This is a genomic window from Sulfolobus islandicus Y.N.15.51 (assembly GCF_000022485.1).
Classification (GTDB): domain Archaea; phylum Thermoproteota; class Thermoprotei_A; order Sulfolobales; family Sulfolobaceae; genus Saccharolobus; species Saccharolobus islandicus.
Map to the genome: position 1 here is coordinate 2,018,067 of NC_012623.1, position 25,319 is coordinate 2,043,385.

Here is a 25,319-nt window from a genome sequence, read left to right on the forward strand (position 1 = left end):
TTTTACTCGAGTTGAAAACGCTTTACCTTCTCGTCGCTGGTGTATCAAAGTAGGAACCATACCTTACTAGAAGGTATTTGAAAATCTCATAATAGTCCTTTCTAATCCAATACCTAAAGAAGTTCATAATGTTATCCTCAATCTCAACTTCAACGTTATTCCTCAAAACGTAAATGTCGAAAATTGATAGGCTAACACTTTTAATTACCTCAACTGTGCCTTGACTAACTAACCTCTTCAGTGTTTCCTTAAGCTTTAGGGAATAGGGGCCAAAAATACTTGGCGTGAAGTCTAGGTTTAACTCAACTCCTAGCACCTTTTCTAGCAAGAATATTATGAACTGTATTTCATTTAGTGTAAGTTTAGCCTCATCCTCCCGACTGACTTTAAGCAAAGCTAATAGGTACATTTCACTCTCTTCCATGGTATTTTATAGGGTTTAATAATACACAGTTTAGTGATAATGACTAAAAATAAAAGGTTAAAGTGTATTTTAGAAATAAAATGGATTTTCTTTAGAACTATAAGATCTTTACAGAATGGTATAATATTGGGGTTATTATACACTATAGTCCTACAACTGAAAGCCTCGCACTTTACGGAGTTGAGGTTCCAATTCCCGTAATATGAGCAATGTGGAGCCTAGTTTTGCTGATAATAGCATATAAGGCGGGATACAACGTTCTTGAAGTATTAAAAAGGGTATCTGCGCCACCACCAATACCTCCTCCCTAACTTCCTTTAGCCACCTCCAATAGTACTCTTCCTAACGCTTTTATTGAATCCAATAAATCTTTAACGTAAACGAACTCATCTGTAGAATGTGCTAACTCAATCCTACCCGGACCGTAATTAATACTCTTTATCCCCTCACTTACGGTAAACCTAATATCGAAAGTCCCTGCAGATAAAACAACATTGGGATCAACTCCCCTAACCTCCCTTATAGCCTTTCTCAGAGCATCTATTAGTCTCCCATCCTCACTTACTACAGTATCGACAGCGTAAAACTCATCGTAATCAAACTTAACGCCAGTCTCACTACTCACATCCCTTAACAACCGTAAAATGCTCTCCCTAACCTCATTAATCCTCTCCTCTGGGATTAATCTCCTAACTATACTGAACTCACAATAGTCTGCTACAGTGTTAACCCACGTACCACACTTAACAGTACCAACTAATATTGACGGTTTCTTACCAGCCTCTGGTACAATGTTGTACTTTGAGGTAATGTTGGATAAAGACGAGTAAAGTCTTTCAATCATAATCGCTACAGCCTTGACTGCGTCAATTCCTAATTGAGGAAAACCTCCATGACTTTTCTTCCCATATATTTTAACCACAGCCCAGATTGCACCCCTATGACCATTGCAAATGTTATCTGGTCCAGTAGGTTCTGTGAATATTACGTAATCTGCGTTTTTCTTGTAGATTTCCCTTAAACAATAAGTACCAGCATTTTTATTGCCTACAGTCTCCTCATCTGGGACAATGGTCTGGATGATTTTCACGTTAGAGGGGAGTAGTTTAGCTCTCTTCAACATTTCAACAGCGTAAATTTGCGCAACTATTCCAGACTTCATGTCAGAAGCTCCTCTTCCGTAAACCTTGCCATCTTTTTCAATCCCCTCATAAGGGTTAATACTCCATCCCTCACCGGCGGGAACAACATCGTAATGTCCATTAAACGCAATCCTTACGTTGCCATTACCCAAATAACCTACTAGATTTGGTCTATTGCCATTTCCGAACTTGACAAACTCTTTATTACCCTCAATAATTTCCGTTTTATACCCAAACTCTTCTAATTTATCCCTCAACACGCTAATTATCTTATCGTAATTTAAGCCTGGAGGATTCTCAGTTGGGATCCTTATTAACTGCTTTAAGAACTCCACAATTTCATCCTTAGAGGCTTCAACGATCTCATCTAATATCATATGTCTATATAAAAGGCAAGGATATATTTAAACTATGTTAAGTGCTTTCTCCTATTCACTTCGCAGTGTACGAGATGAGGGATAAAATGGAGATATTCCTTCATAAGTTATAGAAAGTGTTTCCTTCTGGATATAGGAAATTCGACTACCCTATAAGTTAAATATAAGTTAAGCAATAAAATTATTAATGGTTTATGGCTTAAATAAACAACAATGGTTGGCAATATTCTCTACTTGGCTAGGATGGTTAATGGACGGATACACTAGTATAGCCTACGCATTAGTTGGAGTTATAATATCAAAAATATTTTTCCCCTCCTCAATTGGAATTTTAGGTCTCATAGCTACTTTTGGAGGATTCGCAGTTGGTGCATTAGCAAGGCCAATAGGATCTCTAGTGTTTGGAAACTATATAGGGGATAAGATGGGTAGAAGAAATATGCTAGTTATAACTATCTTAGGATTTTCGTTGTTGGCTTCTTCAAAATCGCTCTTACCGTCATATGAGGCTGTAGGTATTTTAGCGCCGATACTCCTATACGTCATATTATTTGCGGAGGGAATGTTTGCCGGGGCCGAATATGGAGGTGGAACAACACTGGCTCTAGAGTCTGTTCCAGCAGAGAGGAGAGCATTCATAGGCTCATTTGTGCAAAGTGGTTTCGGAACGGGATATTTCATCATCTCTCTAGTTTATTCTTTGTTATATAGCATTTATGGGAGTAGCGGTTTCCAGCAAATAGGTTGGAGAGTACTCTTTGCTACTTGTATAATTCCAGGGTTAATAACATTAATTATTAGGAGGATAACTGACGAAAGTCCAATATTTAAGGAAATGGAAAGTAAAAGAGAAGTAGCAAAAATACCGATTAAGAACCTCTTTGCGTCATCCTACTCATCAGTGCTAATCGGACTAATGATAACCAGCGGGTTATTGTACATTAATACTGCTACATTCTCTTTCTATCCCTCAGTTTTAACACTCGAAAATATCCCAGGATCGTTAGTGGGTATAAGCGTTGCTATAATCAACCTAATATCGTTATTTGGAGTGTGGATAGGTGGGTTTATAGCGGATAAGATTAAGAGGGGAAGAAAGTTCCCAATGCTATTGTATTCAATAATCTTCGTAGCCCTAATATATCCAATACTTTATCTAGGACTCTCAAAAAGCTTCTCTTTGGCAACATCAGTGTTCAGTATACAAGCCTTCTTGGAAGCGATGATATTCTCAACACTACCAGCGTTTCTTGCAGAGCAATTCAGTAAAAAGTACAGGACTACTGGAGTGGGTTTTACGTATAATGGAGGAGCTATAGCCGGGGGATTTGCAATTTCAGCAATATTTGCTTTATCAACATCCCTAGGATTACTTTACGCTTGGTTCCTTAACATGATCATAGCAGGGATAATAATGATAATTGGCATAGTCCTTGCGAAAGAGACTTATAGTGGAAAACAAGACCCTATCATGGAGTGAGGTGTTTTATTGAAATGAGAATAGGAATAGAGGGAATTAACGTTGGAGGGTACACAGACGAAAAGGCAAAATCTGGAGCGACGGTAATATTAGTTGAAGAACAAAACAATACTGTAGGGATTTCACAGAGGGGAGGATCACCAGCAACAATAGGGACCGACTTGTTAAGGCCTAGACATAGGGGAAATCAAACAGTTAACGCCATAGTATTAACTGGAAGGAGTGTCTTTGGACTTAGAGTAGTAGATGCGGTAATTACTAAGTTATTTGAATTGAAAATAGGATATAAAATAGGAGAGGATCTGAGAATACCCATCGTTGCCTCGGCTTCAATATTCGACTTTTACGACAACACAATATTACCAACATCAGAATGGGGATATAGGGCTATGGAAAACCTCTCAAAGGAGATACCAATAGGAAAGCATTGGGCAGGGAGAGGTGCAACGGTAGGGAAATTGAAAGGGATTAAGTACGCTAAACCATCTGGTCAAGGCTATTACGAAATAGAAAATGATAATCTGAGCGTGGGAGTAATTTCAGTAGTAAATAGCATAGGCAATATATACGACGAAAGTGGAAGACTAGTAGCGGGAGAGGAAAGTGAGGAGTTTATCGTAAACAATGTATTGGGAACTACATTGGGAGTTGTAATAACTAACGCTAAGTTAACAAATTCAGACGCTTGCAGGGTTGCTAGTAGTGCAGAAAACGGTTTTGCCTCTGTGATTAGGCCTTATAATTTATCCTTAGATGGAGATACTGTATTCACTATTTCCACTAACCAAATTGAAACGTCAGTAGATAAAGTAATCTTTTTAGCCTACGAAGCTTCTAGAAAATCTGTGCTTTCAATATTTAGGTGAGGAAAAATGAGCTCAGAACTCTTTTCACTAAAAGGAAAAGGTGCAGTTGTAATAGGAGCTGGGAGTGGAATAGGAAAGGCAATAGCGGAACTATTCAACAACTTAGGAGGAAAGGTTATGGCAAGTGATATGAAAGGATTAGAGGAATTAAGTAAGATAGTGAATACGTTTAGGGCGGATATAACTAACGTTAATGAGGTAAGAGATCTTGTTAAGTTTAGCCTGGAAAAATTAGGTGAAATAAACGCTCTATACGTAACTCCATCAATTAACGTTAGGAAAAGGATAGAGAATTACACCTATGAAGAATTCGATAAGGTTGTAAACTTGAACCTTAAGGGCACATTCATAGTGTTAAAGGAATTCCTTCCGGTAATGAAGAAGATTGGAGGTAGCGTTGTCTTATTCTCGTCAATAAGAGGTAAAGTTACAGAGCCCGGCCAATCTGCATATGCTGCAACTAAGGCTGCTATAGAACAGTTAGCTAAAACTGCAGCTGCTGAGTATGGAAAATACGGTATAAGGGTTAATGTAATTGCTCCGGGTATTGTTGATACTCCATTTACTCAACAAATAAAGAATGATCCAGAATGGTATAGGGCTTACACGGAAAAGACGATATTAAAGAGATGGGCCACGCCAATGGAGATTGCCAGTGTCGCAGTATTTTTAGCTATGCCCGCTTCATCTTACATCACTGGTACGGTAATCTACGTAGATGGAGGATGGACTGCAATAGATGGGAGATATGAACCAAATGTCTGAACTTTATGCATGCTTTCCTTCTCTCCATTTATTTTAGAGTATATAGTAATTATATAGAAATAAAGGATAAAAAGGGAAATGACATAATAGTAACTAAAGGAGATTTTAATATTTGTTACAATTATATTAGTAGGGCCTTTTCCCCCCCCTTTTCAATAATATTTACTCTAAATAGATCCGATGAAGGAAATCATAAAATAGAATTGAGAAACATAGGTCAAGAAGATATTAAAAAACTAAACAAGATTTTATCCGGGAATTTAGGAATAACATTACAACTTTGCGATTAAGAATATTTTAAAAATATCATATATGTGTATAATATGCTGGCCTATATGATAGTGTCTGCACTAAGTACAATGATTAGTACTTAGTATATTGAAATATAAAATTTATAGCTTAATAACTACACTATGTAAATGATTAATTGTTTATAAATTAAAGCTTAAGCATTAATAACTTAAAAGTATAATTCCAGCATATTGTAATTTATAACTTAACCCTTAATACTCATATAAATATTACTTCATTCATTCCTTTAAATATTTCATCTCCAGTAACTATTTTTGCAGTATATTTTCTACTTATTGCTAAAAGTACACTATCTGTTAAACTAGGTTTGCTCTTTCCCTCACTTTTAGCCTTACTTAGTAATTCAATGTAAGCCATTGCTCCTTCAACACTTAACTCTGAGTTAATGCAAAGAATTACGCTATTTTCCTCCATGAATTTCAATCTTTCTATAACAGCTTTTTCATCAATTCCTTCTCTAATGTATTTTCTACCTATTTCAGCTAATACTAAATCCGGTGTTAATATTTCATCGGCTGAGGAAAGAATTTCGAAAACTTTCTTTCCCTTATCACTTCCTAAAAAGAACTCTATCCAAGCATAACTATCCATTACGAGCCTCAATTCTATCATCTTTGCTAAAGGGAGTTATTCTCCCTTTGTCTACGCCAAATAATCTCCTTAACTTCTCCTCTCTGTACAATTTTATTAAATAAGCAATAGTCTCATCCATTGATGAGAAATTGTTCTCTTCTTTAAGTTTTTTAAGCATATTGAGAGTATTTTCACTTACCTTTATTGTAACTTTCTCTTGCATGTGTATACTTTCTACTTTCCACTTAAAAGTTTTCTTAAATATTAGTGTTTTTACAATAGTCTAAATAAGATATCTAACATTATATACAACTTTTATAACTTCTAGGAAGAAGAGGAAAATATGAAAGAAGTATTAAAAATTTGCAAAAAGCGAAGGTATTTATGTTATAGACGTAATAATTAGTGCTGTATCAAAAAAGGATCATTTCCAAGAGCATAAAGATAAGGTTAGGTTTAGGTAGAAAGTATTTCACAGAATATGAGGATTATATAAAGAAAGGCGATCCTATTCACGCGTCTGGAAAAGCATAAAAATTGCTGAAGAAGTAGTTAAAAGCCCTTTACGGAAAAGTTCAACCTAGAAGAGTATAAGAAAGCGTTAATTGAAGGCAGGTGGTATATGAATTAGCTAGTTAGAGTACTAAGCAAACTTTCAAAGAGCTTAGGAAATTGGATAATGAACGGTTGGGATGCAGGATATACTCTTCATGTACGGGGATTTCATGAGACTAACACCTAACCGCCCTGGAAGGGTGATGGTTCCCCTCAAGAGGGCTCATCGTTCCCCTCATCGATTCGGGACTACATCTCTCTCCTCCTACGGGCGTTCAGTAATAAATCTTTCGCTCAAACTTCAAGCATAGTGCCTATATAGGAGATAGTGTCGCCATTTAGGTATAAATTTACACTTTAACGTAAAAAGCGTCTCTGAGAATCTGAACTAGACTGTACTCTATTGGAGAATTTCCTTTTAATAAATGATAGCTAAATGACTAAAACTATAATTTTTTCCTCCTAACTCGTATGGGAAAATAATTATCTATAAGGGAAATACAAATTAAACCAATGATAAAGTCGTTTAAAATGTTCAAAGTAGGAGATCATGGTGAGGTTCCAGGGGCTGAGGTCTATTGGATGAGGGATTTCGACAAGTGGTATAGATTATATTTTTATTCATTTCTTTTAGAGAGTGATGACGGATACGTGTTAATAAACACTGGGCTACCCGATGATTTATCCTTAAGGAATGAATTCCTAAGGAACTGGGCTAAAAGTGATAGATGTAAATTTACTGTAAGAGAGGAGGAGAAAATAGAGAACATTTTAAGAAGGTTAAATCTAAATACTGACGATATATCCCACATTATAATTACGCCATTTCAAGATTACACAATAGGTAGACTTCACTTATTTAAAAGAGCATTTATATACTTCTCTAAAATCGGCTGGTATCACGACGTGGTAAATCCTTCTCCTTCACCATTTCTAAATAGGGATATTTACTTCCCTAAACATATAAGAAATTACATTTTCGAGGAAGCTTGGAATAGGATTAGATTAGTTGAGGATGAGGAAGTCATTAAGGGAGTAGAAATTAAATGGTCTGGTTGTCATCATAGAAGTTCAATGGTAGTTAAATTCTTTTACAATGGTAAAAGGATTTGTATTAGTGACTCAGCATTTTTAATGGGAAATTTCGAGCAAAATATACCAATTGGAATAGCTGAGGACATATATGAGTGCTTAAGAACTTATGATTACATGAGGAGAGAGTGTAATATTGTAATCCCAGCTTATGATCCAGAGAATTTGAACAGATTTAAGGAATTTACAAAATAGGTTAAGGGAACGGAAAGCCTCGCCAGTGGAGATGAATAGCCCTCTTATATTTAAATATTAGTTATTCTAAATTTCTTTTAGTGATGCTAACGACGCCTCTCCTCAGCTCGATTGAGGGCTTAATGGGACTGTGGGAGGAGCTGCTACCATCTCTGTTTAAGGGACTAGACGTTATGGATGATAGTCCCCTCCTCTTTTCCGGTAGACCCAAAATCACCTCCTTAAAAATAAATCTATAGTGTAAATAAGTGTTTTAATTATATTAAATGTAAAATTCTCTGGATTGAATAAATCAGGAAATAAAAGAATTAATAATAATCTAAACTCCTCTCTCCCCACCTCCCCCTTGAATATGGTATATAAGGAGTAGAGTACAAGGGCCAGCACGAAGATCAACGTGCGAAAAACAAACTTAGTAGAACCAGTAAATGGAAGAAAAGCCTTAATGTTCCTATAAGAGGTCTCTATGGGACCTCTTACCTTATTATACAAATCCAACACTTCCCTCTTGGATAGGTCTAGGTTAGTAGCCCTAGCAAAATAAACAACACTCTTTCTCCTCACTTTTTCCTTGCTGTACACGAGAAGCCTGAACTTGACCTGCTCATCCCTCCTATGCCTCTTACTATTAGTTGTGTAATCCCCGTCAAACTCCTCATACACCTTAACATCCCCAACAGGCACAGCAACTATATACTTAAACTGTGAAATGAAATTGAGCACATCAACTGTGTAGAAACCAGCGTCAAGAGTTATCAACCTTATCTTGAATCCCATTGCCATTACTTGCTCCACAAGAACCTTCACTATCTCGTCCTTAGTCATACCGTTCACTTGCGGAATAAAGGCAAGTAAAAGCACTTTCCCCTTATACTTGGTTGTTGCGTAGTTCCACGAGTTTCCTTTTTCAGAGCTCCCTTTCACTGGTTTCCCATACCACGTCTTGGTTGTCCAGTCTATTGAAAGATCATCTCCTTTACCCCCTTTAATATCTCCAAGGATATTTTCCTAGCTCTTTCCAATAGCTTTTCAATCACTTCCATCCCTTGTTTCTCTACGTAATTCCTCACGGTCTGTGGGGATACGTCATACGCTCTGGACTTGTTCTCTACAGAGTCGTTCCACAAACACGCGGGGATGAGAGTTTTCGCTACCTTCTCTACCTTTTCCCCTTGGAAGTTCAACATGGAAAGTAATTTATATCCTATTTGTTGAATGTTCGGTGAGGGAGACCGGGTGTTACCATCTTCCTATCTCACGTGGTAATACTCCATCTCCCTCACCTTAAACCCTTTCTTCAATTGAATTCTTTATACTCTTATAAATTTCTTTATCTTTTATAAATTCGATATTATCCTACCAGAAATATTTTTTCTAATATGATTTTGGGTCTGCCGTGAAGGGGAGTAGTTACATCTTCCCATTTTTCTTTCGATTTTCACTACTTTTTTCGGGTCCATATGCTTAGTTGCAAAAAATCGTATAAAATTTTTCCTAAAATAAGTCTAATATGAGCCTTAATTAAAGGGGTTTCATAAATTTTTATTTCTAATCAAGATTTACTCTTTACTTCATTATTATCCTACCTTGTCTTATCTCCCTCTTTAAAGGGTCTAGGACTAATCCAAAGATTTCGAGAGTTACTACGCCTAATAAATTCTCGTCCTCACTCTCACCTAAGATTACTGGTGAGTGTCTTTCACCATAAGGTGACAATTCTATTATGGCTTCAGAAACTCCCCTCTCTATAGTTGTACCATCAGCTAAGATTAGTGATACATGAGAAATCTCCTTTAAGCCCAATTTTTGCCATACTTCCTTCTTTAGAACAGTATAATAAGCACCAGAGTCAATTAAGAACCTAACTTTTTCACTTTCTCCACGTTCATTTTTCACTATCCCATCAATGTAAATTAAACCCATAATTATAATTTTAGCATGACTATTTAAAAACCTAAGTATCCGATCAGTGTGAAAATCTTAAGGTTCTTTACCCATGGATACAATTTGTTAACTAGCCTACTACATGATGCGAATATTATTTTGGAATATCTAATTAACCTTCACGCCAACCGCAAATTTCTGTTAGGATTAAGGAATGTGGATAACAATTTTGTTAATTCAGTATAAATTGTATAAAGTATAAATTTATTTTCAATTTACCGTAAGATTTATCAGTTAATAAAATATAGTATTGTAACTTTAACCTTGTTCAAAAATTTTTATTGTGAATCAGGGAGTTTAAATGATACGACTTTAAGGAAATTTTAACCAAATTTCAAATGAACGAAATTGTTGCCCACACTCACTAACATTACACAAATACTCAATCAATCCCTTAAAACTTATAGCTAGATTTTTACTGCTATAATAAGAATATAATGATAATTGTTTTATTTTAAATTAGTTTTACAACTAAAAAACTTAAAAAGTTATAATTGATATCTTAATCCTATTATATATGTATTAGAACTTCTTATTACTGTTACCGCTTATTTGCTTCTCACATTTAGCCCTATATTCACAAATATCGCATTGCCATTTCATATCCTGATTCTCCTTACCCTCTGGTGGTGGCAATTCCCTTTTTATGAGGTAATCATGAAGCATTTCAACCCTCTTAATTGTCTCGTTAAAGAGATCTGGGTTAAAGGAAATTTCAAACTCCTCCATTTCAAAACTTCCCCTATCCACATAAAGGATAATCCCCTTAGAGTTAGGGTAAGCCCTTAAATATACGTTAAGCTGGGCTATATGCTCCTTTCTAGGTAGATAAGACCTCTTACTCTCTAAATCATCAATAGTTTTGACCTCGACAACATATCTCGACTTTCCAACTGTCACTATTATAATATCGTCAGCTCTACCAGAAATTACTACATCGTGCCTATTTGGATGAGGTATCCTTATGGGTACTTCAGACTCAACCCTCACGGATTCCTCTTTCTTGAGTGTTTCCGCTATAAATTCATGAATTATAGTTCCCAGGGTTGTAAACTTCTTACTTTCTAAGGACATGGGAAAAGGAGAAATTCTGGAATAGTACTGCTTTCTTAAACAATACCATATCTGGGACGGCCAATATTCACCGTCGAAGAACTCTGGAATAGAAGTATAACTTAAATGCTTGTGAATAATTTCCTTAACTACCATGTATAAATAAGAAAGAAAAGTAACTTATAACCTTTACTAATACTTTAAATTATTTCATAGTATTGTCATTATGTTAGAAAATTTCTACATCAGTTCTAGCTACTTTAAGCCATTACCATAATTTCCTATTCTAGATGAAGAATTCCTAATATAATACAGCAAATTTATAACATAATTACGGCACTTTAACTTCTACATACGTAATATTCTACCTCGTCCAATTTCTCGCAATTTAACATTTTGGTAAAATCCTCATCCTTAGTTAGGATATAACACCGTTGAGTATATGCAAAAGCTGAAATAAACAGATCTATTCTCCAATTCTCTCCTTTAGGTTTAAGTCCTTTATTCCTTATTTGTTTTTCTAACCTAGAGGCAAATATAGCCTCATCTATATCAAAAGGCAATATCATGAAATCAGATAAAAATTGCTGTAACTGTACATCCTCATCTGATCCAGCGAGAATTTCCTCGTAAATTAGTGTTGTTATCGCTTTTCTACTACATTGATTAAAAATTCTTGACAATATATTACGCTTCCTCTCATAATTTCTTCTCAACAATATTCTTATATAATCAATTATTACACTTGTATCAAAAATTACACACTGACTGTTGCATAAGTTGATAATCTCATCAACGTTCATTAACTATCTCTTCTAATCTTTCGATATTAATATAATTAACAATATCTTCAAAAGGTCTAGGCTTAATGCAGGGATACTTTTTAGAGTATATAACTTTAGTTATTGCAGAATCTATAATATGGCCAACTAACGCACCTACTATTACACCAGTTATAGCCCCGAGAAATTTATCATCGTCGGATTTGCTTAATGAGCTACCAGCACCAGTTATAGTATCCATTACCTTCCCTATGATTACCTCCTCAATCTCTTCCCCACCTAACTTCTCGCAAACGGATTTTGCGATCCTAATGCTCTCATCGTCATCGTTAGCCGTATACCTAATGTTTATTTCTCCAATCCTTCTATGATCCTTAGACACAATATACCTAGCAACATACTCGTTCATAAATGTAGAGTCTAACTACTAACTAATAAATCTATTTTAAAGAGCGAGAGTGTAGCGTTCAGTATTAAATCTTTCGGTCAAACTTCATGCATAGTGCTAACTAACATTGCCTATATAGAAGATAGTGCTGTTATTAAGCCATAAATTCATACTTTAACGTAAAAAGGCGTCTCTGAGAATCTAAGCTAAACTATACTCTATATAGAGAATTCTCCTATTTAATAAATTTATGGCTTAATAACAACATTATCTCCACACTCACTTTCTAAGGTTAGCTAGCTTTAAAAAGCAGGGACATACTCATGGCGTATTACGCTATGCATATAAGCGAAATTCCTTTCGGGGATAATTAATTGAACGTATTTTTTAATAATTCCTCTAACTCCTTCTTTGCTTTTTCTAACTTTTCGTCCCAAAAATCGCTAAAGTAATATTTTAAATTAAGTAACCACTCTATGATCTCTTTTATGTCACTTATTACCTCCTCAGAGTTCCTATAATCAACAAAGTTAGGATCAAAACCATTATACGAGAACTTGTGTAAAGTTAAAGCAATTCTTATCACGTTCTCAGCGTCGATGCCTAAGTTTTTTAGGTCTTTTGAGATCCCTATTAAACCTGTTGTAGGTGCTGAATACCCCACGTTCTCGTACCAATACTTTTCCTTCTCGTCTTTTAATTTGATAATCTCGTTAAGGTTCTTTACAACCAGTGCACTAACAGCGGATTTTACACTTAAAAATGCCTTTGAAGAAGCGTTCTGTAACAGACCCTTTTGTATCATCTCTAAAGCCAATTTACCTTCAACTAAACTATCGTATAATTTAGCGTAAATATAACCTTTAGAATTATTTTTATAATCTAAATATCCTTCCATATGTTAAGTGCATACTAACGAGTAAAAAGCTTTAAGTCACTGCGGTACTTTCCACTGACGTCTTATATAAAACATTTTAGTCAGATCTTGCAATAAAGATCTAATTAATATGTTTTATATAAGGAAGTCAGGTTAAGAGTTTTCCGAATGCAAATAATTGAATAAATATAGAATGGTACTGTACTAGCACGTTATTAGTATCTTAAGTATAAATCGGGGAATTCTCTCCAATTTCGTTAATTCTTCTTTGAAAGAATTTTCACAATCTTTTTTGCTTAAATTATAATTTAAGAAGAATCTACAATTTCTCTATTTCTCTTATTAACTACATAGAAGTTTATTGAGCAGTTATGTTTAGAGTTAACCTTCAGAGCTATCCTTGCAATTCTCCCTATAACATCATCACTCTTATCCCTAACAACCAAAACATTACTATCATAAATTAAATCATCTTCTCCGGAGCAGTAGCATAAAAGATGAAGAAATGAGAGTGGTTTGCATTTAAGATAGCATTTAATTGAAAATAACTTTAAAAATTATAATATCTTTAACGTCTTCTTAATCTTCTAATACCTAATACTATTAATACTATGAGGAATATTAATGCAAGTAAAGATATTAATGAACCATATCCAGATGTATTGTTGTTAGTTACTGGAGGGTACAGGTAAAGTTTGGGTATGCTAGCATTTCCAATAGCGTGGAAGTTATTATTACCTATTAAAACCCACGCATAATTGTTTTGAAATAATACCATTAAGTTATCAGCAGATTCTTCAGTGTCTGACCCAAAGGTATAAAGGCTATTTGGACTTATTATTGTTCCATTCTGTAAAATGATTTGTAATCCTAAACTAGAATTCATTGATTTAAAGTACGTATACTCTCCATTGCCTTGCCCAGCAAATACTAGCTCTAGATCGTAATAGAATTGATTACCAGTCAGATTATAACCATCTATTAGTAAATAAGCAGATCTCACGCTAAAAACATGAATTGTTACATTATCATACCACTGTATACCGGTTCCATTATTATAGCCGAAGGAAATGGTAACGCCTTGTCTAGAAATATTATCAAGTTTAGTGAAAAGTATTAGAGAAAAAGGAAAAGTGTAGTTATAATAGGTAGTTGAATATGCATAGTAAAAGTTACCGTCCTTGTAATAGTAGACAGCTCCTTTACCGCTAACGCTAGCGTTAGTTAAGTAAGAGATATTCGAGGTAAAGTTCCATATATTATCCTCTATATAATATATTTTGATAGATGTTATAAAATCTATCACATTTTGAAGCCAAAACTGATAACTTTCATTATTCGTGTTAACCTGTAACACGACATTTAACTGTAGTGAAGCTCCAGATCTATTCGTACCCATAGGCGGTGTAGCATTAAATGCCGAAATATTATATACTGTTACATAACCTATTGCCTCCAAATATTTCATTATAGATCCCTTTAAAATGCCAGAGACATTATATACGCCATAATCAGTAATCCCTATTGGTGCAGGAAGTGAAGATTTATAATAATAAACACTAACTGGCGTTAGTAAATACTCTACATTTACAGTTATTGTATTATTACTCACATTATTCAGAACCACTAAATAATATATTCCAGTACTTAACGGACTTGTTTTAAAGCTTACATCATCGCTTACGTTAAAGTAGATGGGTATACCCTTGCTATCATTCTTAAAAATCAAGAATTGTTCTTGGTTAAATAACATTATTGTTGAGGGTAATGTGGTAATCACATGGAAAAATATACATTGACCGGAGGTGACATTTAATGGATAATATTCATAGTAGTTAGGGGGAAGAGCTACAGGTTGATAAGATATTAGAGATGAGGACATTATCGTTTTCAAAAATGATATCAAGAATAACATTAATAATAGGACATAGAGGATTTTCAAGTTCACATCAAGTAGTTATTCTAATTATATATATAAGATTTTCTCATGAATACCATCTGAACTACTGGTTTAAATGATCTATTTAAATTATTGAAATTAATTCAATATTTAAAGTTTTTAAAATATAAACTAACTAAATTCTATTCCATATTTTATATTTAAGATAAAAATAAATTAGGTATTATTGCAGAAAAGGGGGCGTTCAGTGGGAGCTTTCGGTATAAAAACTTTTCCTTAAAAATCGAGTATAGTGTGTACTACTTACGCAATGAAACCTGCTTTACTCACTAGCATCAAAGGGCTTATTATAATACAGCACAGCCCAAGTAATAACAGCTAATTTCCTTGCACACGCAACAATCAACTTCTTACCCTTAAGCCTACCCTTATGATCCTCATAAAAACGCTTGATAACAGGATTAACCTTGATGGCAGTCAAAGCTGCAAGATAGAAAGCCCTCCTCAAAACAGCATAACCCCTCCTAGAAATACCTATAGTTTCGTTGAGTCAATTCAAGTAGCTCTTTAAGATTAGATTCCTTTATCGGCTCGTGTCCTAATTTCTCAATCTCATTAAGCCTCACGCTCTTTTTATGTAATTTGTCGCATTATTAATAATCTCTTGCATTTACCTTGGATGCTTTATTCCAAAACCACTCACTCAATTTTTAGTATAGAAATTTTATTCAGCTAAAATATCAGATAAAACTCATTGGTATAGAAATATATACTTATTTTAATTTTTATAACTAATTGGATTCCTTATTAACGTCGTTTATATTTTCCATTTCGACGTTCTCTAATACCTCTATCATTACCTCCTCTGAGAGGAATATTAGAGTCATTCCTTTTATTCTTCTAACTATCATATCAGAACGCATTAGCTAAAAAATGAGAGAGATGAAAGAAACTATAGAAGATCTTGAATATTATGTAAGATCAATATTTTAATATGTAAAGTGAGTCTTCTCATTTAAAATTTGCAAGCATGCTCTCTTTAAAAGACATAAGTTATTAAATAAATCAATAATTGATTTTCTCAGCCTAGAATATTTGCTCATGGTATTACGAATCAAATAATTAAAATCTCGTTCTTTAGACGTGCCAAATGGAAGAATTTTTAACTCGCTTCAAATTTTCCACGGTATGGAATGTCCTTTTTGCGGATTTAAGTACTTGATAGACGTAAATGTAGGGCAGAGCACTAACAGACGCAATATAAACCTAGGATTTAATCTTCTATCTTTTGGCGTTTCAACAAACTTATTAAGAGAGTCGCATTTACTCTCCTTCAAAGCTGAATATTGCAGTAACTGCAAAAGAATATATACGGCGTGGAAATTGAATGATTTAAATAATATAGATTTGGATATAAGTAAGCTAAATTGTAGAATTTTAAAATGTTACGTCGTAATACTTATTTTATCAATTACTCCTTTTAAGAGGTACAAGAAAGATATTGCAAAGCACTTTGGCCTTAACGTTACTGACGTTCTAGATCCACTGATTATAATCATATGGTGTAGAAAAAATAATGATGGAATACTTATTAGACAGTTAAGAGGATATTATGATATGAATACTCACATTATAAGTATGCAAGGGTTACGATAATCTGACACCAGGCAGGTGAAAGATAATGTATGATAAATTGAGTATATCCGAAATAATTCTATTAACGCTGAGAGAAAAGGGAGGAAAGGTCGATATTGACAAACTGCAAGAGAGAATTAAAGAATTCTACAACTCTAAATGCACGAGCGAAGTATGCGAGAAAATTGATCCTAACGATAAAAAATTGATTGCTAACTCCTTATATTATTTAACCACCGTAGGGTTAGTGACGTTGGAGAAAGAAAAAATAGACAGCGAAGAAGTATATGAAATTGTAAAGAAATATAAAGATTATTTACTTCCAATAGTAGTATTATACTATCCCTACCTGGGTCGTAGGTTTGTTTTACCTCCCGTTCTTCCAGAGAAATTTACTAGAAGAGATATTAAAAACCTTATATTATTCTTGGAGAGATTAAAGGAAAATAAGCCGTCATTAAAAATTGAAAATGATATAGAAAAACTAAAGATGCTGATGAAAACTAGAACGCTCGTGAAATTAACGAAAGAGGGAGAAGAAATAGCTTCTAAGTTATTAACAGAATATAAGGTATAAGGTTTAGCAATCTTTTCTTTATGAAACCTGTCTTCATGCTTCTTCCAAGAATACTGTGTATGTTAAGAATACACACAATTTAACAGCTTCTTAATTTTAATTGTACAATTAGCTAAACGTTACTAGGATTTTTTATCAACTCCTTTACAGCATTAGCAGTCTCCTTGTCTTCGAAAAATACGTAAACTCCTCTCAACCCTCTGGTTAGCATTATATAATATCTATTCTTAAGGAGTGCTAACGCCTTCTTTTTATCTTTATAAGCGATTGTCTTTAAAGAAACCCTTCTGCCTACGTAGTCAGTTATTGGATCAGGGTTTACTGTCCAACCGTTATTCCTCCATATTAAATCTCTTCCCCATACAACTCCAACATAATCAGCTTCAAACCCTTGAGCCCCGTAAACCGAGGAGCAGTATTTTAACGGGTCAAACTCATCGTTCCAATACCTAGGGTATTCAACCCTCTCATGCATTAGCCATTTAATTTTCAACTCTTCCCCTTTAAATTTTACCCCTTTATATAAATCAAAGCCCGACTGTAAAGGATAGCCTATCCTTATGTTCTTTATGTTATTCCAGTTGGTCTTATCCTTGGTATCTCCTTCAGACTCTGTAAAAGAGCATATTAACGCTATTTTGCCTCTTTTTCTCCTATTTTCCAGCTCGTTAAGCATGTCAACTATATTGTCAAAAATTCTAAAATCAAAATTACCCGGATTTCCTTTTACTCCTTCTAAAATCCTTTTCACGAAATCTAGGTACTGCTTTGGTTCTCTCACAGGAGAAGGTAACTCGTACTCTTTTACATTAGTCAAGTATTTCAAAAAGTTATCCCTAGTTCCTACCTCATTTCCTATGAGTACTTGAGAATCGTCGTAAAAGTAAACGTTAACTATACCTCTAGGAGAATTCTTTATTACCTCCTCGGTCATCCTCTGGGCCTCGTCAAATATTATAAGGTCAATATTGAGATTGCCGAATTCCTTAGTAAACCACTCTTCAAAACCCTTCTCTCCAACTCCTGGCGGTTCTCTTCTTCCGGTTGAGTAAAACATGATGAAAAAAGATGACAGTTTCTCTCCCAGAGCTTTCCTTACAGTATTGATTAGCCTAAACTAATATTCTTCTAATATTTATGGCTCTAGGTATTACGTTCCAATGCGGCAAAAGGTTTTAAGTCATCAGTAAAAAGACTATCTTATGTATGTGTTATTTAAGGGAACACTTACAAACTTCCTCTTCTCACTTGACGATTACAAAACGAGAAAATCTAAACTTATACAAAAATATCCTCAAGGCTCTTTCATTTGGGGATTTAACCGATCTAGTAAACTTTTAGAAAATCAAGTAAGAGCATTTTTATACCTTAATAAATCTGAGTCACACTTAAAAGGTGGTATAGTCTTGGAGGGTGAGATAATAGATATTGCGGAATTAAGCGAAAAATACTGGCCAGAAGGGGAATGGAAATATTATGTGACATTGAAGATTATATATATACCTAAATCGGTACTTTCTACGACAGATACAACTAGATGGAAAATAATAGGTTTAGACAAACTTAAGGAAATAGGAGTTAAAATTTTACCTGGAATACAAAAAATAGATAATGAACTTGGTAGGAGAATAGAGAAACTTTTAGGTGAGATCGATGCAAACTAGCATTGATGATTTTCTAAATAATAAGTATCGTTCCGTGCTGTTTAGAGATATAGTGAAATTAAGGACAAATTATGCTACACACGATCTCTATCCATATCCTGCAAAATTTATTCCTAATGTGATAAGGTATTTCATAGAAGCTTACACCAAGCCTGGAGAAACGTTATTTGACCCATTTGCTGGATCTGGTACCGTGGCAATTGAGGCTGAGATAACAGGCAGGAATTATATTCTATGGGATTTAAATCCAATAATAGAAATCCTGGTTAAAGCAGAAACGTGGAAGGACGAAATTTCGGAAAAGATTTTTGAAATAGATTTTAATTATAACAAAAGTTTTATACCTAAATGGAAAAACTTAGGTTATTGGCATCCTAAAGAATTTATAGCTCAGTTGTCAAAACTTTGGGCATATTACCACGACCATCCGAACCCTTTAGTCGCAATACCGTTGTTTAAAATTACGAAATATTTCTCTTATGCTGAACTGGAATTCCCAAAATTATATAAATCAAAATTTGCAATAGAAAGAGTCAACGAGCTGTTAAATTCTAATTGGAAAGAAATAATGAGAGACATGTATTGGAAAGAAGTTGAAAGAGTTATAAGGAAGGTTAAGGAATTTCAATCTTTATGTAAATGCGTTTCCAGTGGAAAAGTTTACGGAGGAGTCGACGTTTTAAGCGAAAGCCCTCCAAATGTAAATGCTGTAATAACTTCACCCCCCTATCTGCAAGCCCAAGAATATATAAGGACGTTTAAAATTGAATTATATTGGCTGGGCTATGACGATAATAAAATAAAAGAGCTAAGTAAAAAGGAAATTCCATATAATAAACCCCCTAATGTAGAAATAAGGAGTAAAACCTTCAAGGAATACCTAGAAAAAATAGAGGAATTTGGAAATAAGAAACTGGTCGACATTTATATTACCTACTTTAGGTCACTGACATACTTCTTTGGTAAGGTTAATGCAAGAACCTTAGGAATATTTGTGGGGCCAGTAAAAGTAAGAACGCTTAGAGTACCTATAGACGAAATATTAAAGGAGCATTTAGAATCATTAGGCTGGAAGCACGAAGTAACTTTCATAGACAAAATAGTATCTAGACGAATAAAGGAAGTGTATAAGAACCCTGCTACAAAGTTAGAAGACGAACGCACGCCGACAGAGCACTTACTTATTATGAAGAAAAATTAATTTCTTCCTTCTCCCGCTTAATTTTAAACGGAATTACAACATCATATGATAGCAATAATATACTCATGTATAGGCCCATTATATATCAAAATTGCAGAAGAAAAATGTGAAAATATAGAGGAAATAAAATCTAAATGGAAATATGCATGCTTAATTGAAGTGTTTGATGATAAGAAAGAAAAGATGCTTTATACCTCATGATAAGATTATATCACATAAATAATGCTTAAGTATTAGTAGACTCATAATGATATATGAACTTATTAACAGTTAAGAAGTATTTGTTTAAGCAATCACTTACAAAATTCCAAGAGGTCCAGTTAAAGTATATTAACTCTATACTACAAGATATATTGGTTCCAATTCTTTGTGATTATAAAAATATTGATATCATTAAGTCTCAGATAACTGATATAGAAAGTTTCTATTTTGGCTTTAAGCAAAATCCTTCATTAATATCAGAAAAACTAGCTCTCCCATTATACATATCAAATAGATTTTTTATTGCTTCATCTGGCCCTAGATTCGGCTCAATATATGAGGATCTTATTAGATCTTTTCTAGAAAATTTTGGCTACCAAGTAGATGAAAGAGTAAATATATTTAAATATACACTATTTAGTGAATATTATCAAAAAAAGTATTCTAAACAACAAAAAGTAATAGATTTCATTGCGAGAAAAGATAATAAACTTTACTTAATAGAGCAAAGAACAAGTGAGCATTCTGGTGGAGGAACTGCTCAAGGATCACTATTAGATAAGTTTAAAGTCTTTCTGAATTGGATTATAGAGAAATCTGCGGACTCATTAATAAATAAAGGTATAAGAGAAATATATTTAATTATATTTATTTCATATTCAGAAAAACATGAGATATTGACTGAACAAAACGTGAATAGAGGTAGAATAAACGGTTTAATTGGAAAAATAGTAGAAAATCTCGGTGATTATTTTACCCGTCTGGTAAATAAGGGGTTTAAAACAGAATGCAAAGATCTAGCATCGTGTTTAAAAGAATATAGGAGATTAGTATTTTACACAAATCAAATTAAAATTGAGTTTAGAATTATGCTAGGAGAAGAATTCTATAAAGAAATATTAGGAGAAAAATATTCTTCGCTGAAGAATAAGATAATTAATGAAGAATTAGGAGACGATTTATGGGTAATATACTCCATTTTACCCTATGAATTAAGATTGTATTACGAGGAAGGATTTATGTGGTCTAAACGCATATATGAAATGTTGATTTCACGATATAAGAATATTATTACCAGCGCCTCTAACGAAGATGACATTATAAATAAGATAGCTAGTAAAATTATGGAAGATCAAAAAGATCTAAGATTACTGGAAACAAACAACTTATCAAAACAATATGAATACCTAAAAACTCTGTGCGCAGCTTCACTAATCCTTTATGCGTTAAAATGCCCGAGTAGACTAGGTATATAATTTAATATTATATAACTAAAAAAGATTAAAAATTATTTTATCATTTTAGTGATTATAAACAACCATTTTATTCAATAGATACTATTCAAGAAATATATTTAGTATTACATTCCTCCGCTATTTGTCTAGCATTATCTATTAGATATATGATATTAAACGATTCTTTATTTTTATTAAGAATATATTCATTTTTCATTATAAATTCCTTGACATAATCTAAGTTAATTTCCTTAGGAGACGCTACAGAAGATCTAATATAGCTAATCTTATTCATATCTATAGTAGCATTTTAGGGAAAATTCTAGAGTTAAATAATTTTCAAAATTATGTGGAGATAAATTTTGAAGTTTCATTATATACACATTAGATCTTTATGGTATATCATAAAAAATTAAATATAAATATTAATTGAGCCCTTTATAAGAATATTATAATGCAAGGATTTTCCAATAAATGCTATATGAAAATTTAATGAAGCCCTAATCCCAAATAGGATCTAATGCTTAATTAGGGAAATTCTCCATCTGTAGTCGATTGTCGACATAATGTCCATACTGATATCTGTTATACAAAAAAATTTAATAACGTTAATAACTAGTTTAAACATGTTATGCATAAAAAAAGAAGTAGTATCGAAGTAATAATTAGTATATTAGAAGCGTGTAACAAGGGTGACATTAAGAAGACAAGAATAATGTTTATTACGTATTTAAATCCTAGATCTTTCTACAGATATATAGAAATATTAAAGAGTAAAGGATTTATATCTCTTAATACTGATGAGACGTACGAGCTAACTCCAAAAGGATATGATTATTTAAATAAAGCTAAAGAGTATCTAGAAATTAAACGCAAATTACAGATCCTAAAGAAAGAATTGGATTTTAATAGTCAAAATTAAGATACAGTAAAATTAATTATGTTTATAAGATTGAAATTACGTATCGCCTTATATTTTGAGCCTTCTACTCGAGAATATTTAAGGGTATTAGGCAACAATACTTTCAAGTGCTATTGTACTAATAGAATCAAAAATACAAAGGGACTGTTCATCCTAAAAGGTGGATTTTATATACTTCTTTTTTAACCATCTTTATAAAAGGTTTATTTATACAGTTTTCCATGGCTCATCTTCTCTAAAGAATTTATTGCTAATCAATGGCTCCCACCACCATCTATTATTGACATACCATTCATACACTTTTCTCAGCCCATCTGCTAAAGTAGTGCTAGTATACCTAAGTTTAGTATTTATCATGCAATATCTTTTATCATGGCCAGGTCGATCGGAAACAAATCTAACTTCGATCTTTCTATTCATTATCTCTTCTAATAGTTTAATAATCTCTATATTGGTAACTCTTTGACCTCCAGGTAAATTATAAACATTACCTTTCCACTCAGCCTTAGATAATAGGTCTGCAATAATTTTTGCAGTGTCTTCAACGTAAATCCAATCTCTTTCTTGTTTTCCATCTCCATAGATCGGTACGTGAAGACCTAATAGGGTACGAATTATTGTCTTCGGAATAAATTTCTCTGGAAACTGTCTTGGACCGTAATTATTTGATGGTCTAACTATGATAGCTTCTACATTATAAGTTCTTACATAAGATTTAACAAGAAGGTCTGCCGATGCCTTAGAAGCACTATAAGGAGAGGAAGGATTTAGAGGAGAATTCTCATCAGCACATTCTTCACCATAGACTTCATCTGTTGAAACGTGAACATATTTAAAATTATATAATCTCAATGCTTCAAGAATATTAACTGTACCTAAAATATTGGTTGTAACGAAATCTTGAGGTTTATAAATTGAGCGATCAACATGAGTCTCAGCTGCAAAATTCACTATAATTTCTGGTCTAAAACTCGCTATAACATCATGGAGTTTACTATCTCTAATATCGCCCTTGACGAAATCGTAGTCTGTGCCACTTAAATTTTCTAATCGACCAGCATAGGTTAAGAGATCAAAAACTAATGGTTTAATTTTTCTTGAATTTAATTCTCTAACAAAAGCAGAGCCTATGAAACCCGCTCCTCCTAAGACCATTATTTTCATCATAACCCACTTCTAAAAGCTCTAAATTATAACTGAAGAATTCTCACCTATTATTAGTTCCTGCCATTTTCCTCCTTTCTCTACTGTCGAATTATTACCTATTAATGAATCCCTCAAAGAAACGCCTCTCAACTTAACATTATCTAAAATTACACTATATTCTATCTCACTATTATCTATTGTGCACTCTTTACCTATGGAGGTAAAAGGACCAATATAGGAATTTTTAATCTTACTACTATTTCCAATATATGCAGGACCTCTAATAGTTGAGTTTTCTATGACTGCACCTCTCTCTATTATTACTCTGCCATCAACTGCAGAATCCTTAATTTCACCTTCTATTTTTCTAATTGCATATCTGTCTAAAAGGAATGAATTAGCTTCTAAAATATCCTTGGGAGTACCAGTATCCTTCCACCAACCATCGACTATTTCATATTTAACCTCCTTACCTTTATCTATGAGAGATTGTATTGCATCCGTTATTTCTAATTCACCCCTCCAACTTGGTTTCAAATTTTCAATGCTATCAAAAATATCTCTAGTGAATGCATAAACACCAACTAAGGCTAAATCAGAGATGGGTTCTTTAGGCTTTTCAACCAATTTAATAACCTTACCATCTTTTATAACTGCAACTCCGAAACGATTAGGATTATTAACCTTAGCTAATAGGATTGAGGCTGAGCCATCAAATTTTGAAAATTTGGCTAAATTATAAGGCACTATATTGTCCCCTAGATAGACTATAAACTTATCAGAAACCATATCTTTAACGCGATATACAGCATCTGCTAAACCCCTAGCCTTACCTTGGTAGACATAACGTATATTGACATCTAAATGAGTACCATCTCCATAGTATTCTATAACTCTCATCGGATTATTATCTCCTAATATAATTATTATATCTTTAATTCCAGCCTCTCTTATTTGCTCTAGAACCCATTGGGATACTGGCTTGCCTGCAATTTTTATTAATTGTTTAGGCCCAGTATGTGTTAAAGGCCTAAGTCTCGTTCCTTGTCCTCCATGAAGAATTACAGCTTCCATTTAAATCACCATATGCTTTAAATTTTCATCAGTAGAGTAAAAATCTATCGAAACAAGTTTTTTAGCCTTTGAAATATCCAAAGATGAATCAAAGGGTCTTTTAGCAATCCATCCCTCTATCCTATCTACCTCAATTACCTTACCAGATAAATTATAGAGCTCCTTTATCTTTTGAGCTAAATCATAACGAGAAATCCTCTCTCCAGCAATATTTATAATGCCAGTTTTCTTATATGTTACTAGCTCATTAATAGCTTCCGCAAGCTTTGTAGCTGAAATAGGAGAGTAGAATCCCTTAAACGCTAAAACTTCCTTTCCCTCTTTTAAATTCTTATAAACATAAACTGGAAAGCCCTTATTTCTAAAAACTCCAGAAGTTCTAACAATAAGAGTATCATCATAAGATGATGCATAATTTTCTCCTAAAAGCTTAGTTAAACCATAATAATTTATGGGATTTGGGAGATCATCTTCTTTATAAAGACCTTTATTTCCATCAAAAACATAGTCAGTACTTATTTGAATTAGATAAGCCTCTATTACTCTAGAAGCTCTAACTATATGTCTTACGGCTTCAGCATTTATTTTAAATGCTTTATCTCTTTCTACCTCGCATCTATCTACATCTGTAAGTGCTGCAGCGTTTATAATGATTTCTGGTTTTTTCTTAATAATAAAGTCTTCTAAAGATAGATAATCCGTTAGATCTAATCTTAAACCTTCTGATAATTCATGTAAAGCAAAGGTTTTAATTAACTCATAATTTGAAAGCTTTCGAGATAGTTCAAGCCCTAATTGCCCCGATGCCCCTATAATCATTATTCGCATTAGTAAAAAATAATACAGAGCACATATAAAAGCATTTTTCCCAATTAATAAAGTACCAGTTAGATTAAGGATTTTTAGAATTTTTAAGTATGAAAACAATATATTAAATAA

General features: G+C 33.5%; 28 protein-coding genes and 2 pseudogenes. 13 read left to right on the forward strand and 17 right to left on the reverse strand.

Translation table 11 applies throughout. The features are described 5' to 3' along the window. Positions 1 to 22: 22 nt before the first annotated feature. Complete coding sequence (locus YN1551_RS10965) at positions 23 to 424, reverse strand: hypothetical protein (RefSeq protein WP_012715669.1); 402 nt, start codon at positions 422 to 424, stop codon at positions 23 to 25. Positions 425 to 731: 307 nt separating this feature from the next. Next, positions 732 to 1,943: a M20 family metallopeptidase gene (locus YN1551_RS10970; protein WP_012717824.1), complete on the reverse strand. Its 1,212-nt coding sequence runs from the start codon at positions 1,941 to 1,943 to the stop codon at positions 732 to 734. A 187-nt stretch (positions 1,944 to 2,130) separates the two neighbouring features. Between YN1551_RS10970 and YN1551_RS10975 the strand changes: the two genes are divergently transcribed. Genes YN1551_RS10975 through YN1551_RS10985 form a run of 3 tightly spaced genes read left to right on the forward strand, consistent with a single transcriptional unit; the run spans position 2,131 to position 5,054 of the window. Further along, on the forward strand, positions 2,131 to 3,423 hold the full coding sequence (locus YN1551_RS10975) for an MFS transporter (protein WP_012715671.1): 1,293 nt from the start codon (positions 2,131 to 2,133) through the stop codon (positions 3,421 to 3,423). Positions 3,424 to 3,437: 14 nt separating this feature from the next. Beyond that, positions 3,438 to 4,289, forward strand: a complete 852-nt coding sequence (locus YN1551_RS10980) for a P1 family peptidase (protein WP_012717825.1) — start codon at positions 3,438 to 3,440, stop codon at positions 4,287 to 4,289. 6 nt (positions 4,290 to 4,295) lie between these two features. Next, positions 4,296 to 5,054 (forward strand): SDR family NAD(P)-dependent oxidoreductase, encoded by a 759-nt coding sequence (locus YN1551_RS10985; RefSeq protein WP_012713473.1) that lies wholly within the window; start codon positions 4,296 to 4,298, stop codon positions 5,052 to 5,054. A 510-nt stretch (positions 5,055 to 5,564) separates the two neighbouring features. On the opposite strand, the gene YN1551_RS10995 is transcribed toward YN1551_RS10985, so the two are convergent. Next, a complete protein-coding gene (locus YN1551_RS10995; protein WP_012713471.1) occupies positions 5,565 to 5,957 on the reverse strand; it encodes a PIN domain-containing protein in 393 nt (130 codons plus the stop codon). Continuing rightward, positions 5,950 to 6,162, reverse strand: coding sequence for a hypothetical protein (locus YN1551_RS11000; RefSeq protein ID WP_012713470.1), 213 nt, complete (start codon positions 6,160 to 6,162; stop codon positions 5,950 to 5,952). Before YN1551_RS11000 ends, YN1551_RS10995 begins: the two co-directional genes overlap by 8 nt. Before the next feature lie 182 nt (positions 6,163 to 6,344). Between YN1551_RS11000 and YN1551_RS17630 the strand changes: the two genes are divergently transcribed. The 3 genes from YN1551_RS17630 (at position 6,345) to YN1551_RS11005 (ending at position 7,781) form a co-directional block, all read left to right on the forward strand. Next, the gene (locus YN1551_RS17630; protein ID WP_012713469.1) at positions 6,345 to 6,473 is read left to right on the forward strand and encodes a hypothetical protein; all 129 of its coding nucleotides are present in this window, start codon (positions 6,345 to 6,347) and stop codon (positions 6,471 to 6,473) included. A 145-nt stretch (positions 6,474 to 6,618) separates the two neighbouring features. Further along, positions 6,619 to 6,681 (forward strand): hypothetical protein, encoded by a 63-nt coding sequence (locus YN1551_RS18115; protein WP_080513549.1) that lies wholly within the window; start codon positions 6,619 to 6,621, stop codon positions 6,679 to 6,681. A gap of 326 nt (positions 6,682 to 7,007) precedes the next feature. Continuing rightward, the gene (locus YN1551_RS11005; protein ID WP_012713468.1) at positions 7,008 to 7,781 is read left to right on the forward strand and encodes an MBL fold metallo-hydrolase; all 774 of its coding nucleotides are present in this window, start codon (positions 7,008 to 7,010) and stop codon (positions 7,779 to 7,781) included. A 213-nt stretch (positions 7,782 to 7,994) separates the two neighbouring features. On the opposite strand, the pseudogene YN1551_RS11010 reads toward YN1551_RS11005, so the two are convergent. The 8 genes and pseudogenes from YN1551_RS11010 to YN1551_RS11045 form a co-directional block, all read right to left on the reverse strand. Then, positions 7,995 to 9,027, reverse strand: a pseudogene (locus YN1551_RS11010) (ISH3 family transposase). Positions 9,028 to 9,347: 320 nt separating this feature from the next. Then, complete coding sequence (locus YN1551_RS11015; RefSeq protein WP_012713467.1) at positions 9,348 to 9,704, reverse strand: aspartyl protease family protein; 357 nt, start codon at positions 9,702 to 9,704, stop codon at positions 9,348 to 9,350. Positions 9,705 to 10,247: 543 nt separating this feature from the next. Continuing rightward, the gene (locus YN1551_RS11020; RefSeq protein WP_012717828.1) at positions 10,248 to 10,934 is read right to left on the reverse strand and encodes a PD-(D/E)XK nuclease family protein; all 687 of its coding nucleotides are present in this window, start codon (positions 10,932 to 10,934) and stop codon (positions 10,248 to 10,250) included. A gap of 185 nt (positions 10,935 to 11,119) precedes the next feature. Then, positions 11,120 to 11,581, reverse strand: coding sequence for a type II toxin-antitoxin system VapC family toxin (locus YN1551_RS11025; protein WP_012713465.1), 462 nt, complete (start codon positions 11,579 to 11,581; stop codon positions 11,120 to 11,122). Continuing rightward, positions 11,571 to 11,969 carry a hypothetical protein gene (locus YN1551_RS11030; RefSeq protein ID WP_012717829.1) on the reverse strand — a complete coding sequence of 133 codons (399 nt, stop codon included), beginning with the start codon at positions 11,967 to 11,969 and terminating at the stop codon, positions 11,571 to 11,573. Before YN1551_RS11030 ends, YN1551_RS11025 begins: the two co-directional genes overlap by 11 nt. 349 nt (positions 11,970 to 12,318) lie before the next feature. Then, positions 12,319 to 12,846 carry a PaREP1 family protein gene (locus tag YN1551_RS11035; RefSeq protein WP_012717830.1) on the reverse strand — a complete coding sequence of 176 codons (528 nt, stop codon included), beginning with the start codon at positions 12,844 to 12,846 and terminating at the stop codon, positions 12,319 to 12,321. Positions 12,847 to 13,393: 547 nt separating this feature from the next. After that, the gene (locus YN1551_RS11040) at positions 13,394 to 14,773 is read right to left on the reverse strand and encodes a thermopsin (RefSeq protein WP_012717832.1); all 1,380 of its coding nucleotides are present in this window, start codon (positions 14,771 to 14,773) and stop codon (positions 13,394 to 13,396) included. A 274-nt stretch (positions 14,774 to 15,047) separates the two neighbouring features. Next, positions 15,048 to 15,260, reverse strand: a pseudogene (locus YN1551_RS11045) (transposase); the annotation flags it as partial. A 653-nt stretch (positions 15,261 to 15,913) separates the two neighbouring features. On the opposite strand from YN1551_RS11045, the gene YN1551_RS11050 reads away from it, so the two are divergent. Together YN1551_RS11050 and YN1551_RS11055 are read left to right on the forward strand one after the other, a co-directional pair. After that, positions 15,914 to 16,381: a hypothetical protein gene (locus YN1551_RS11050; RefSeq protein WP_048052355.1), complete on the forward strand. Its 468-nt coding sequence runs from the start codon at positions 15,914 to 15,916 to the stop codon at positions 16,379 to 16,381. Positions 16,382 to 16,406: 25 nt separating this feature from the next. After that, entirely contained in the window at positions 16,407 to 16,937 is a 531-nt protein-coding gene (locus tag YN1551_RS11055; RefSeq protein ID WP_012717835.1) for a hypothetical protein, read from the forward strand. A gap of 112 nt (positions 16,938 to 17,049) precedes the next feature. On the opposite strand, the gene YN1551_RS11060 is transcribed toward YN1551_RS11055, so the two are convergent. After that, on the reverse strand, positions 17,050 to 17,994 hold the full coding sequence (locus tag YN1551_RS11060) for a DNA/RNA helicase domain-containing protein (RefSeq protein ID WP_238527829.1): 945 nt from the start codon (positions 17,992 to 17,994) through the stop codon (positions 17,050 to 17,052). Positions 17,995 to 18,139: 145 nt separating this feature from the next. Here YN1551_RS11060 and YN1551_RS11065 point away from each other — a divergent pair, with 145 nt between their 5' ends. Genes YN1551_RS11065 through YN1551_RS11075 form a run of 4 tightly spaced genes read left to right on the forward strand, consistent with a single transcriptional unit; the run spans position 18,140 to position 21,259 of the window. Continuing rightward, the gene (locus YN1551_RS11065; RefSeq protein WP_012717836.1) at positions 18,140 to 18,601 is read left to right on the forward strand and encodes a hypothetical protein; all 462 of its coding nucleotides are present in this window, start codon (positions 18,140 to 18,142) and stop codon (positions 18,599 to 18,601) included. Next, positions 18,591 to 19,802, forward strand: coding sequence for a DNA methyltransferase (locus tag YN1551_RS11070; RefSeq protein WP_012717837.1), 1,212 nt, complete (start codon positions 18,591 to 18,593; stop codon positions 19,800 to 19,802). The genes YN1551_RS11065 and YN1551_RS11070 overlap by 11 nt, the downstream gene beginning before the upstream one ends. 45 nt (positions 19,803 to 19,847) lie before the next feature. Beyond that, entirely contained in the window at positions 19,848 to 20,003 is a 156-nt protein-coding gene (locus tag YN1551_RS17130; RefSeq protein ID WP_012717838.1) for a hypothetical protein, read from the forward strand. Positions 20,004 to 20,056: 53 nt separating this feature from the next. Continuing rightward, on the forward strand, positions 20,057 to 21,259 hold the full coding sequence (locus YN1551_RS11075; RefSeq protein ID WP_012717839.1) for a hypothetical protein: 1,203 nt from the start codon (positions 20,057 to 20,059) through the stop codon (positions 21,257 to 21,259). An 85-nt stretch (positions 21,260 to 21,344) separates the two neighbouring features. Here YN1551_RS11075 and YN1551_RS11080 read toward each other — a convergent pair whose 3' ends face one another. Next, positions 21,345 to 21,533 carry a hypothetical protein gene (locus tag YN1551_RS11080; protein WP_012717840.1) on the reverse strand — a complete coding sequence of 63 codons (189 nt, stop codon included), beginning with the start codon at positions 21,531 to 21,533 and terminating at the stop codon, positions 21,345 to 21,347. 336 nt (positions 21,534 to 21,869) lie between these two features. Here YN1551_RS11080 and YN1551_RS11085 point away from each other — a divergent pair, with 336 nt between their 5' ends. Further along, positions 21,870 to 22,160, forward strand: a complete 291-nt coding sequence (locus tag YN1551_RS11085; protein ID WP_012715701.1) for a winged helix-turn-helix domain-containing protein — start codon at positions 21,870 to 21,872, stop codon at positions 22,158 to 22,160. Positions 22,161 to 22,367: 207 nt separating this feature from the next. Here the strand turns inward: YN1551_RS11085 and YN1551_RS11090 are convergent, their stop codons facing one another. From YN1551_RS11090 to YN1551_RS11100, 3 genes are read right to left on the reverse strand one after another with little or no spacing between them, the layout of a single operon-like run. Continuing rightward, positions 22,368 to 23,324: a dTDP-glucose 4,6-dehydratase gene (locus YN1551_RS11090; protein WP_048052494.1), complete on the reverse strand. Its 957-nt coding sequence runs from the start codon at positions 23,322 to 23,324 to the stop codon at positions 22,368 to 22,370. Between the two features lie 21 nt (positions 23,325 to 23,345). After that, positions 23,346 to 24,380: a glucose-1-phosphate thymidylyltransferase gene (locus YN1551_RS11095; RefSeq protein ID WP_012713450.1), complete on the reverse strand. Its 1,035-nt coding sequence runs from the start codon at positions 24,378 to 24,380 to the stop codon at positions 23,346 to 23,348. Beyond that, the gene (locus YN1551_RS11100; protein WP_012715702.1) at positions 24,381 to 25,208 is read right to left on the reverse strand and encodes an SDR family oxidoreductase; all 828 of its coding nucleotides are present in this window, start codon (positions 25,206 to 25,208) and stop codon (positions 24,381 to 24,383) included. Between the last annotated feature and the right edge of the window lie 111 nt (positions 25,209 to 25,319).